This is a genomic window from Devosia sp. FJ2-5-3, assembly GCF_029201545.1.
Classification (GTDB): Bacteria; Pseudomonadota; Alphaproteobacteria; order Rhizobiales; family Devosiaceae; genus Devosia.
This window is the reverse complement of record NZ_CP104007.1, coordinates 3,399,005-3,410,549: the sequence shown is the minus strand read 5'-3', so window position 1 is coordinate 3,410,549 and position 11,545 is coordinate 3,399,005. Positions and strand designations below refer to the sequence as shown.

The following is an 11,545-nucleotide window of genomic DNA, read 5'->3' as shown; positions in this document are numbered from 1 at the left end:
TCAGGGGGAGGCCGGGTGGGGGTTCCCCACATACCGCGCCCGTGGCCGGATCAGCGTCCCGGTCTCGACTTGCTCCAGCGCATGGGCGATCCACCCAACGCTCCGCCCCAGCGCAAAAATCTGCAGCGGCGCATCCCTGGGCAGATCGAACGCCGCGCTCATCGCCATCAGCGCGAAATCGACATTGGGTCTTTCCCCGCTCAGCCCTTCGCCCGCCTCCGCCAGCTGCGCAAACACCGCCGGCACCTCAAACGCTGCCATCAGCGTCCTGGCCCTGATGTCGCCGTCCGGATAGAGCCGGTGCCCGAAGCAGGGCAGGGCCTGTCCTTGCCGCAGATGGGCGGCGAGCGCCGCCTCCACCCCCAGCCGCCCTGCCTGTTCGAGAAGCCCGGCCATGCTCTGGCTGGCATTGCCATGGAGCGGCCCGGACAGCGCCGCCAGCCCCGCCAGCACGGCCGCCGAGAGCGGCGCGCCCGTCGAGGCCGTCACCCGTGCGGCAAAGGTCGAGGCATTGAGTTCGTGCTCGGCCAGCAGCACCAGCGCCCTGCGGATCACATCGGCCGCCTCGGGCCGCGCCCATCGCTGCGCCAATCGTTCATGCAACGCCTGCTCACCCGGCCCCGCCAGGGCGTTGGCCACTGTGCCGACGACGCGCTCGGCGTCCCTGAGCAAGACCGCGCGCGTCCGTCCCGCCGTCGGCATGTCCGTGGCCGCGAGCATGGCCATATCGACATAGACTTGGGATAGCCCCTCATGCCCACCAAAGCGCACCGGCCCAACTCCTCCCCCTTCCAGGGGGAGGCCGGGAGGGGGTGAGGAAGCCCCGAAGCCTCCACCAGAACCCGAAGCCCAAAGCAGCGCTGCCACCGCTTCCAGCCCGGCATGCTCCGCCAGCGCGGCCGCATCCTGCCCACGATAGAAAAGCCGCCCCCCGGCCACGGTCGATATCGCCGTTTCCAGCACCGGCTCGCCCCATGCAATGGTTTCCGCTGCCACAGCCTGCGCCGGCCGCCGCCCGCGCTGCCGCCCGGCCAGCCGCTCGACATCGTCCTGCTTGTAAAGACTGCGCCGTGAATCCTCGGGATCAGGCCGCGCCGCGATCCGCCCGCGGCTGACATTGGCATAGAGCGTCTGCGGCTTGGTCCCTAGCAGCGCCAGCGCTGCCTCTGCGGATAGCCATCCCATCCCAGCCTCACATTGATCAATTACATCAAGATTGACGTCAATCTTGATAATGCCAATCTAGCGTCAAGACCAATGGAGACGCAACATGTCCGGCCTCGATGATTTCATTGCCGCTGAAACCAGTCTGTCCGAAGTCGATGGCGCGCGCGGCCGCCTCGTCATCCGCGGGCACACCCTCGACGATTTGGCCGGCCGCACCAGTTTCGAAGCCCTTCTGAGCCTGCTTCTGGCCGATCTCGCGCCGCTGCCGGCTGGCGAGCTCAAATCGCGCCTTGGCCTAGCCCGCTCCCGCGCCTTCGCCGAAATCGCGCATCTCGATCCCGATCTCCTGCGCCTCTCCATCACCGAGGCGCTCCGCGCCCTCATGGCTCGCCTGCCCGATGGCGAGGAAGTCGACATTGCGATCCTCCTCGCCGCCGCCCCCGCCGTCTTCGTGCCGGCCATCATCCGCCGCCAGGCTGGCAGGGAGGCTATCGCTCCCGATCCCGCAAAGGGTCACGCCGAAGACATGCTCTTCATGCTCAGCGGAGAGACGCCGAGCCCCGCCCAAATCGCGGCCCTCGACACCTATCTTGTCACCGTCTCCGATCACGGCCTCAATGCCTCGACCTTTGCGGCCCGCGTTGTCGCCTCCACGCGCGCCGGCTACACATCCGCCGTTCTCGCCGCGCTTGGCGCCCTCAAGGGCCCGCTCCATGGCGGCGCCCCCGGCCCGGTGCTCGACATGCTCGATGCCATCGGCAGCCCCGACCATGCCGAGGCATGGCTCTCAGCTGCCCTCGCTCGCGGCGAGCGTCTCATGGGCTTTGGCCACCGCATCTATCGCGTCCGCGATCCGCGCGCCGATGCTCTCAAATCCGCCCTCGCGCGCCTCGGCGCCGCCGGCGGCATGAATGCCGCGCGCCTTGCCTTGGCCGAAACGGTCGAGCGCGACGCCCTGGCGCTGCTGCGCTTGGCCAAGCCCGATCGCCCGCTCGAAACCAATGTGGAATTCTTCACCGCCTTGCTGCTCGAAGCCCTCGGCTTCCCGCGCGATGCCTTCACCGGCGTTTTCGCCACCGGCCGCGTCGCCGGCTGGCTCGCTCATTCCCATGAGCAGATCACCAATGGCCGCCTCATCCGCCCGCAATCCCTCTATGTCGGCCCCAAAGCGGCGTGATTTTTTTCGGGGTTCGGTAAGAGCCACTACCCCCACCCTTGATCCCTCCCCACAAGGGGGAGGGAGACGATGGAGCCGGGACGATTGTGCTTGCGCATCCCTCCCCTGGATGGGGAGGGAATGAGGGTGGGGTGGAGCAACCCTCACAGAATAGAGGTTCAGGGCCCTAAGACCCCAGCCACCCCCCAATCACGCCAGCATCAGCCGCCTCCAGCCCATGACCGCCGGCCACCACCGCCACGCGCACATCCGCCCCCGCCGCCTCCAGCGCCGCCGCCAATTTCTCCCCTTCGCCCCGATAGGCGTCCTTCTCGCCCAGCACCACCAGCACCGACACCCCCGACAAATCCGCGTCCGTCACCCCATCCAGCACCATCACCGGCCGGATCAGCACCGCTCGCTTCACCATTCCCGGATGCAGCAACATCGCCGCGCCGAGCAAATTCGCTCCATTGGAATAGCCCAGCGCGATCACCCGCTCCGGATCGAGCCGATAAGCTCCCCGCGCTTCCTCGAAAAACGCCTCCAGCGCTCCCGATTCAAACCGCACATCCTTCTGGTCGAAAATCGCCGGCCCAAAGCTGCGGAACCAGCGCTGCACCCCGCTTTCCGTGCTCCGCCCGCGCATCCCCAGCAGCGTCGCGCGCGGCGCTGCCCTGTGCGCCAGCGGCATCAGATCGGTCTCATTGCCGCCCGTCCCATGCAACAGCACGATGGTCGTCCCATCCGGCTCCGCGGGCGTGAAAAACCGGTGCTTGTAGATGAGGTCGCGATAGACCACCCGCTCTTCGCCCGGCAGTCCGAATTGCGGCAACATCACCTTCACCGCCTCCGGGTCCGGCGTGTCCGGCGGCACGAACAGCGTGCGCCCGAGCTTTTCCAGCGTCTCGTCGAGCGTGAAACCCGGCCCGTCGCTGGCCATCTCGATCAGCGTCCCGCCCGGCTCGCGTACATAAAGGGAGGTGAAATAATTCCGATCATGCAGATTGGTCATGCTCGAATTGCGTTTCCGCAACTCCGCCTCCACCCTCTGGACCTCCTCGGCATCCCGCGCCCGCACCGCCACATGGTCCGCCGTGCCCGTCCCCGGCGCCCCGGGCCAGAACCCGGCCGCGTCCCGCACATCGATCACATCACCAATGTCCGACACCATCCGCTGGATCGGCCCTTCCTTGGCTTCCGCGCGAAAGCCGAAATAGCGGGAGAGGAAATCGACGCTTTCCTCCTGCACTTCGGACAGCATCGTCACCCCGCGAATGCGGCGGATCCGGTGTTCGGCCGGAATATCGCCATCCGGCATCTCGAGCGCGGGCAGGGCGGCACTCACGAGCTTCACCACCACCCCATCGGGGTCGCGCAGCCGCAGCACGGTCTCGCCGAACTCCTGGCCGGTGCCCTCCACCTTGACGCCGTGGGTCAGCGCCCGCTCCAGCCAGAACCCGATCGAACCCGGCGAAATCGCCAGCGCCAGCTCGCTCACCTGTCCCGCCCCCGCCTGTCCGCGCGACCCGCCCTGCCACATGAGGAAGGTAATCAGCGACCCCGGCATTGCCGCATAATCCCCGTAAAACAGATGCAGCTGCGTCGCGTCCTCATAGCCGCCGGTTCTCTTCACCAGCCGCAGCCCCAGGAGCCCGACATAAAAATCCACATTGGCCTGCACATCCCCGGCGATCAGCGTGACGTGGTGAATGCCCGAAGTCATGGTCTTGCTTTGCCTTTGGTCTTGTGTGGCGGCGCCAACGCACTCGATCTGATCCCCTCGCCCCTCCGGGGAGAGGGTTAGGGTGAGGGGTGAATTCTCTCGACCTGTCCCCACCCACCGAACTTGTCCCTCCCCCTACCAGGGGGAGGCTAGGAGGGGGCCTTCATGCTCTTGCACCACACTCTCCCACCCGCCGATCTTGTCCCCTCGCCCCTCCGGGGAGAGGGCTAGGGTGAGAGGTGCAACCCTATCCGCATATTGCGAACCCTACCGGCTCCGCCCGAACAGCCGCTCGATATCGCCCTTTTTCAGCTCCACATAAGTCGGCCGCCCATGGATGCACTGGCCCGAATGCGGCGTCGCTTCCATGTCCCGCAAAAGTGCATTCATCTCGTCCACCCGCAGCCGCCGCCCCGAGCGCACCGAACCATGGCAGGCCATGCGCGCGATGATCGCTTCCATCCGGTCGGTCAGCGCCGCGGTGCTGTCCCATTCCGCCAGCCCATCGGCGAGGTCGCGCACCAGCCCCGCCACATCGCTATTGCCCAGCAGCGCCGGCGTCTCCCGCACGGCAATCGCCCGCGGTCCGAATCGGTCGAGATAAAGCCCGAATTTTTCGAGCTCCGGCGCGCACTCCTCAAGTCGCGTGCAGTCTTCCTCCGGCAATTCCACGATCACGGGAATAAGATGCGCCTGGCTTGCCACCGGCCCCGAAGCCAGCTGCGCCTTGAACCGCTCATAGACCAGCCGTTCATGGGCGGCATGCTGGTCCACCAGCAAGAGGCCGCTCTCGTTCTGGGCAATGATGTAATTGTCGAACATCTGCGCCCGCGCCGTGCCCAGCGGATAGTCCACACTGACGGGCTCGGGCGAAAAGGCCTCCACCCGGGCGCTGGGTTCGGTAAACCCCGAAAGCCGCCCCGGCTCCCTGTCATAATTGAGCGGCGCGCGGGCTCCGGCTCCATAGCTTGAATAGCCGCCGGAAAAACGCTCTTGCGATGGCGGACGCGCCAGCGCCGGGATCTCCTGCACCGGCCGGGCCGCATCTGGCACGGAAAACGCCTGCAGGATATCCTCCGCTACGCTCTTCGACGCTTTGTACCCCGCCGCGATCAGCGCCGAACCGATGGCCTGGATCACGGCGCTGCGCACCGCGCCCTGGTCCTGGAACCGCAGTTCGGCCTTGGCCGGATGCACATTGACGTCCACCTGCCCCGGGTCGATGGCCACATAGATCGCCACCACCGGAAAACGGTCGCGAAACACATAATCGGCAAACGCCGCCCGCACCGCGCCCACCAGCACCTTGTCGCGCACCGAGCGGCCATTGACGAAATAGAACTGCGAAAGCGAATTGGCCCGCGTATAGGTCGGCAATCCCGCCATGCCGGCCACCACCACGCCATGCCGCGCCATTGCCAGCGGCACGGCGTTTTCGATGAAATCGCCGCCCATCACCTGCGCCAGCCGCGCCTCCAGCGCGCCATGTCCGGTCACAGCCGGCCAGTTGGAAATGCTGCGGTCAGTGCCTTCGAGGATGAAGTGGATTTCCGGATTGGCCATGGCGAGGCGCTTGACCACATCGGTGATTGCGCCCGTTTCGGCCCGCGCGCTCTTGAGGAACTTCCGCCGCGCCGGCACTTGCCCGAAGATATCCTTGACCTCGATCACCGTGCCCCGGTTCATCGCCTGCGGCACCGGTCCGCTACGCTTGCCATTGTCGACGCGGATCACGAGTCCGCTTTCCGCCGCCGCCGGTCGCGAGGCAACGCTCAGCCGCGACACCGAGCCGATCGAAGCCAGCGCCTCGCCGCGAAACCCCAGCGTGCGGATATCGTCGAGATCGTCGACACTGAGCTTGGAGGTCGCGTGCCGCTCCACGGACAGCATCAGATCGTTACGATCCATGCCATGGCCGTCATCGGTAATGCGAATGAGCTCGATCCCGCCCCCGGCGGTCGTCACCACGATGCGCTTGGCGCCCGCATCGATGGAGTTTTCCACCAGCTCCTTGACCACGCTCGCCGGCCGCTCCACCACCTCACCGGCGGCAATGCGATTGATCAGGTCTTCGGGCAGCTGGCGAATAGGCAAGGGCGATTCTCCGTAAGGCTCCCATTATAGGGGAGGGCCGAGACCAATGCGACCCGAGGCGGGTTACCCCCACCGCCTCGCTCCGAGGCAGGCTGCCCATTGCCAAACCACCGGGTCATTCCCGCGCAAGCGGGAACCTCTGTTCATGGTGAGCCGTCCGCAACAGAGGTCCCCGCTTTCGCGGGGATGACACGAAGGGCAATTATGGTCCCCACTTCCCCCCAATCCCCTGCCACGCTAAACCCAAGCCCATGATCGACCCCCGCCCACCCATGGAAATCGCCCTAGCCCTCGCCGAGGAAGCCGCTGCCCATGGCGAGGCCCCGGTCGGCGCCGTCATCGTCGAGGGCACGACCATCCTCGCCGCCGAGCGCAATCGCATGCAGGCCCTGCGCGATCCCACCGCCCATGCCGAATTCCTCGCCATGCGCACGGCGCTCGCCATCCGCGGCACCGGCCGGCTCGATGGCTGCGATCTCTATGTGACGCTCGAGCCCTGCGCCATGTGCGCCGGCGCCATCGCCCACACCCGGCTTCGGCGCGTCTATTTCGCCGCCGAGGACACCAAGGCCGGCGCGGTGGAAAACGGCATCCGCCTCTTCGACCAACCCACCTGCCACCACCGCCCCGAAATCATCTCCGGCCTCTCCGCCGCCCGCGCCGAAGCCATGCTCACCGATTTTTTCCGGAAACTGCGCGACTAGCTTGTCGTCGCTGGTCTCCCCACACCCCCCATCGGCACCCTCCCCCTTGAGGGGAGGGCTGGGAAGGGGGAAGATGCCGCCAACATCACGGTTCTCAGGCTTCCCCCTGAGAGGGGGAGGGGCGTGCCGGTAGCTCACCAGCATCGCCCTAAACTCGATAAATCCCTCCCCCTATCAGGGGGAGGCCAGGAGGGGGTATCCCTCACTCGCCCTTGCTGCCCACCACCGGCACCTTGCCCTGGATATAGGCTTCCACCTTGTGCTCCAGCATGCGCTTGAAGCGGTCTTTTTCCGCCTCGGCATGGGTGATGATTTCGCGCACCCGCCAGAATTCCATTGCCCCGAATGCGGCCACGCGCGGCCTTATATAGATATCGGGCGGATAGGCGGCGATCATATGCGCGGTCAGCGAGTGCATCATGATCTGGGCCGAGCCGAACCAGATATCGAGCGCCTTGTGGTCGGTCTTGGTCAGCCCCGCCGATGGGTCCCCCGCCACGTCGATGGCGATCAGGAAATCGGTGTCGATATCGGCCTGGTCGAGGGGGAGCGGATTGACCACCCCGCCATCGACAAGCAGGTGGTTATTATAGACCACTGGCTTGAAAAAGCTCGGAATGGCCAGCGATCCCGCGATGGCCGGCCGCAACAGCCCGGAATTGAACACCACCTGGTGCCAGGACTGGAAATCGGTCGCCACCACATAGAGCGGCACCTTGAGTTGCTTGAATTCGTTGGGAAAATTCGGCGGCGTGAACGCATCCACCACGCTCATCGCGTCGAGCTGCATCGAAATGCCGTTCTTGAGCAGCCCTCCGAGCCCGCGAATCTGGGTTGCCCAGAGCTTTGATGCGATGGTCCTCAGCGTGCCCAGCACCTCAAAGGAATGCTCGCGCAATTCCTTGCCGCTCATCCCGGCGGCCCAGCCGGCCCCGATCAGCGCCCCGATGGAGGTGCCCGAGATCGAGGCTGGTTTCAGCCCCAGCTCGTCCATTGCCTCGATATAGGGAATATGGGTCAGCCCCCGCGCCGAGCCGCCCCCCAAAGCCACGCCGATCCGTGGACCCGCGCTATTGCCCATGCTCCTCCGCTCCACTCCCTTGGAGCGCAGCCGCTCCGCGAGAGCCAGGCCCCGCAATTGCAGCGGGGTCAGGGGGCGTTGCGGCGGCGTTCCGTCAAAGACGGTCCGCAACGAGCCTAGGCGCAGAGCATTGAGAAAGGGTTCAGCCCCGTTCGCGGGAAATCTCTCGCCAGCCGATATCTCCGCGAGCGAAGCCTTCCGGCCAGTCAATCGCGTCAACGCCTCGATAAGCACGATGCTGGGCCTCTTTCACGCTGGGACCGAGCGCCGTCACATTGAGCACGCGCCCCCCATTGGCCAATAAACGTTGCCCATCGCGCTTCGTTCCTGCGTGGAACACGGTCAGCTCCTCGCTATCGAGCCCTTCGACGCCCCGAATTTCGCTGCCCCTGCCATAGCTGCCGGGGTAGCCTTGGGTGGCCATGATCACGGTCAATGCGAACTGGTCCTTCCAGACCACATCATGCCCCTTGAGAGTGCCGGTTGCGGTGGCATGCAGCAGCGGCAGCACATCGCTTTCCATGCGCATCATCATCACCTGGCATTCCGGATCGCCGAAGCGGGCATTGTACTCGACGAGCTTCGGGCCCCCCTCGGTCAGCATCAGCCCGGCATAGAACACACCCTGATAGGGCGTCCCGCGCTGGGCGAGGCCGCGCGCCGTTGGCGCCACGATCTTGTCCATCGCGAATTCGTACTCTTCCCGGCGCATCACCGGCGCAGGCGAATATGCGCCCATACCCCCGGTATTCGGCCCGGTGTCGCCGTCAAAGGCGCGCTTGTGGTCCTGCGCCGTGGTCAGCGGCAACAGATTTTCGCCATCACACAGCACGAAAAGGCTGACTTCCTCGCCCTCCATGAATTCCTCGATGACGACGGAGGCTCCGGCTTCCCCGAAGGCGCCGGAGAAGCAGTCGATGACAGCCTCTTCGGCCTCCTCGACGCTCATCGCCACGGTGACGCCCTTGCCGGCGGCGAGGCCATCGGCCTTGATCACGATCGGCGCGCCCTGGGTATAGATATAGGCCAGCGCCGAGGCCTCGTCCTCAAAGCGGGCATACCCAGCGGTGGGGATATCAAATTCGTCGCACAGCGCCTTGGTAAAGCTTTTTGAGCCTTCCAGCTGCCCCGCCGCCTTGGACGGGCAGAAGCAGTCAATGCCAGCCGCGCGCACATCATCGCCCAACCCGGCCACCACCTGCGCATCGGGGCCAACCACCACGAAATCGACGTTCTGCGCCTTGGCAAATTCAATCACCGCCGCATGGTCATTGATATCGAGCGGGACATTCTCTGCCACGGCTTCTGTGCCGCCATTGCCGGGCGCCACAAAGAGTTTGGTCAGCAGTGGCGACTGCGCGATCTTCCAGGCCAGCGCATGCTCGCGTCCACCCGACCCAATCACCAAAACCCGCATTTCTGCCTCCGTGCTGAACGTGGTGGCGTGATGCACGAGACCGGCAAGGGAGGCAAGCAGAAGATGCTTCGCAGCGTCCGGCGGCAAATCGCTCCAGAAGCGCGATTTGAGCGAGAAGGCTATGAGAACTGCGCTCGAATGGCTGCCTGGAGTGAGGGGCGTTGAGATCAAGAAGGCAGGCAGTTGCCTGAGGACGGGCTCCCCCACCCACCGGCCAAACTCCCTCCCCCTCGCGGGGAGGGTTGGGGTGGGGGGATGAGAGCCACGATAGCTCTCGCCCCCACCGCGTCATCCACGCGATCGCGGGGACCTCAGTCAAAAATCGCTGAGCAAGAAAACAAAGCTTCCCGCGTGCGCGGAAATGACACCGACCAGGAGAGGGATCATCCGCGCACCTCCCCACCCACCGGCCGAACTCCCTCCCCCTCGCGGGGAGGGTTGGGGTGGGGGGATGAGAGCCACGACAGCTCTCGCCTTCACCGCGTCATCCCCGCAAAAGCGGCGACCCCAGTTGAAAATCTGAGTGCAAGGAAACAAAGCTTCCCGCGTGCGCGGAAATGACACCGACCAGGAGAGGGATCATCCGCGCACCTCCCCACCCACCGGCCGAACTCCCTCCCCCTCGCGGGGAGGGTTGGGGTGGGGGGATGTGAGCCGCGATAGCTCTCGCCTCCACCGCGTCATCCCCGCAAAAGCGGGGACCTCAGTAAGAAATCGCTGTGCAGGAAAACAAAGGCTCCCGCTTGCGCGGGAAATGACACCGAGCATGAGGAGGAGGCCAGAAGGTGCCCCCCTCGAAAAAACTACATCTCGGCTTCAACAAAAATCCGGCTGAGATCCCCATTCCACTCGCCGCGGAACTTTTCCAGCCACCGTTCCGCCGGCGATTTGCCCGAACGGATCGTTTCTTCCAGTGCCGCCAGATGGATCGTTTCGTCGCGCCCCTGCGCATCGAGCCGCGCCCGGCGCACGAGGCCAGCCTCGGCAATGCCCACCGCCTGCGCCGCCACATCGAACAGGCTCGACCGGTCGAACGGCGTCGTCAGCCCCAGCCGCGGCACTTCGCGGCGGAGATAGGCGCGATCCTCATCGGTCCAGTTGCTCACCAGATCCCAGGCCGCATCGAGCGAAATCTGGTCGTAGAGCAGCCCAACCCAGAAGGCCGACAGCGCCACCACATGCTTTTCGTCGCCCATATCGGCGCCGCGCATTTCGAGGAACTGCTTCAGCCGCACTTCCGGGAACAGTGTCGAGAGGTGGTCTTCCCAATCCTTTATCGTCGGCTTTTCGCCCGGCAGCTGTGGCAGCTCGCCGCGCAGAAACGCGCGAAAACTCTCGCCCGCCACGTTCACATATTGCCCGTCGCGGATGACGAAATACATCGGCACGTCGAGTGCATGGTCGGCATATTGCTCGAACCCGAAACCCTCATCGAAGGCGAAGGGCAGCATGCCGGTGCGGTCGTCATCGGTATTGAGCCAGATATGGCTGCGGAAGCTGAGATAACCGCTGTCGCGTCCGTCGACGAAAGGCGAATTGGCAAACAGCGCCGTCGCCACCGGCTGCAGCGCCAGCGAGACGCGCAGCTTCTTGACCATGTCGGCTTCGCTGGAAAAATCGAGGTTCGCCTGCACCGTGGCCGAGCGGAACATCATCGACGTGCCCAGCGTGCCGACCTTGTCCATATAGGGCGACATGATGCCATAGCGCGATTTCGGCATGGCCGGGATGTCGCTGACGGCCCAGAGCGGGGTGACGCCCAGCCCGAGGAAATGGATATCGAGCGGTGCCGCTACTTTCTTGGCCACGCGCATATGCTCGGCCATTTCGGCGGCCGTTTCGTGCAAATTTTCCATGGGCGAGCCGGACAGCTCGAACTGCCCGCCGGGCTCGAGCGAGATGCCGCCCGCCACCGCGTCATTGCGCAGGCCGATCGGGTTTTCGCCGTCGTAGAAGGGGTGCCAGCCAGTGTCGACCTCGATGCCATCGAGCAGCGCCTTGACCCCGTTGGGGCCCTCATAGGTCACCGGGCGCAGGGGATTGGTGTGGAACACGTGCTTTTCGTGCTCCGTGCCAACCCGCCATTCCGCGGCAGGCTTGCAGCCACGCTCCATCGCCTCGATGAGGTCGGCCCGCGATTCGATGAGTGGCGATGCAATGTCGGGGCCGGCCATAAGGTCCTCTTTATGTGCTGAGGGCT

8 protein-coding genes are annotated in these 11,545 nt (G+C 65.2%); 2 read left to right on the top strand and 6 right to left on the bottom strand.

Features of this window, described 5'->3' with window-relative positions; all coding sequences use genetic code 11:
• The gene (locus N0P34_RS16425) at positions 1 to 1,185 is read right to left on the bottom strand and encodes a citrate synthase (protein ID WP_275604300.1); all 1,185 of its coding nucleotides are present in this window, start codon (positions 1,183 to 1,185) and stop codon (positions 1 to 3) included.
• An 85-nt stretch (positions 1,186 to 1,270) separates the two neighbouring features.
• Between N0P34_RS16425 and N0P34_RS16420 the strand changes: the two genes are divergently transcribed.
• A complete protein-coding gene (locus tag N0P34_RS16420) occupies positions 1,271 to 2,344 on the top strand; it encodes a citrate synthase/methylcitrate synthase (protein WP_275604299.1) in 1,074 nt (357 codons plus the stop codon).
• A gap of 166 nt (positions 2,345 to 2,510) precedes the next feature.
• Here the strand turns inward: N0P34_RS16420 and N0P34_RS16415 are convergent, their stop codons facing one another.
• Complete coding sequence (locus N0P34_RS16415) at positions 2,511 to 4,049, bottom strand: VOC family protein (protein ID WP_275604298.1); 1,539 nt, start codon at positions 4,047 to 4,049, stop codon at positions 2,511 to 2,513.
• A gap of 267 nt (positions 4,050 to 4,316) precedes the next feature.
• Positions 4,317 to 6,143: a DNA mismatch repair endonuclease MutL gene (gene mutL / locus N0P34_RS16410; protein WP_275604297.1), complete on the bottom strand. Its 1,827-nt coding sequence runs from the start codon at positions 6,141 to 6,143 to the stop codon at positions 4,317 to 4,319.
• A 251-nt stretch (positions 6,144 to 6,394) separates the two neighbouring features.
• On the opposite strand from mutL, the gene N0P34_RS16405 reads away from it, so the two are divergent.
• Positions 6,395 to 6,847, top strand: coding sequence for a nucleoside deaminase (locus N0P34_RS16405; protein ID WP_275604296.1), 453 nt, complete (start codon positions 6,395 to 6,397; stop codon positions 6,845 to 6,847).
• Between the two features lie 202 nt (positions 6,848 to 7,049).
• Here the strand turns inward: N0P34_RS16405 and N0P34_RS16400 are convergent, their stop codons facing one another.
• The 3 genes from N0P34_RS16400 to N0P34_RS16390 form a co-directional block, all read right to left on the bottom strand.
• Positions 7,050 to 7,928 (bottom strand): patatin-like phospholipase family protein, encoded by an 879-nt coding sequence (locus N0P34_RS16400; protein WP_275604295.1) that lies wholly within the window; start codon positions 7,926 to 7,928, stop codon positions 7,050 to 7,052.
• 142 nt (positions 7,929 to 8,070) lie between these two features.
• Positions 8,071 to 9,345 carry a phosphoribosylamine--glycine ligase gene (purD, locus tag N0P34_RS16395; protein ID WP_275604294.1) on the bottom strand — a complete coding sequence of 425 codons (1,275 nt, stop codon included), beginning with the start codon at positions 9,343 to 9,345 and terminating at the stop codon, positions 8,071 to 8,073.
• Between the two features lie 803 nt (positions 9,346 to 10,148).
• Positions 10,149 to 11,519, bottom strand: coding sequence for a glutamate--cysteine ligase (locus N0P34_RS16390; protein ID WP_275604293.1), 1,371 nt, complete (start codon positions 11,517 to 11,519; stop codon positions 10,149 to 10,151).
• Positions 11,520 to 11,545: the final 26 nt, after the last annotated feature.

Bases quoted from the DNA above. Each gene is read 5' to 3' on its own strand.
- N0P34_RS16425 (WP_275604300.1), bottom strand. From the start codon at position 1,185: ATGGGATGGCTATCCGCAGAGGCAGCGCTGGCGCTGCTAGGGACCAAG.
- N0P34_RS16420 (WP_275604299.1), top strand. From the start codon at position 1,271: ATGTCCGGCCTCGATGATTTCATTGCCGCTGAAACCAGTCTGTCCGAA.
- N0P34_RS16415 (WP_275604298.1), bottom strand. From the start codon at position 4,049: ATGACTTCGGGCATTCACCACGTCACGCTGATCGCCGGGGATGTGCAG.
- N0P34_RS16405 (WP_275604296.1), top strand. From the start codon at position 6,395: ATGATCGACCCCCGCCCACCCATGGAAATCGCCCTAGCCCTCGCCGAG.
- N0P34_RS16400 (WP_275604295.1), bottom strand. From the start codon at position 7,928: ATGGGCAATAGCGCGGGTCCACGGATCGGCGTGGCTTTGGGGGGCGGC.
- purD (WP_275604294.1), bottom strand. From the start codon at position 9,345: ATGCGGGTTTTGGTGATTGGGTCGGGTGGACGCGAGCATGCGCTGGCC.
- N0P34_RS16390 (WP_275604293.1), bottom strand. From the start codon at position 11,519: ATGGCCGGCCCCGACATTGCATCGCCACTCATCGAATCGCGGGCCGAC.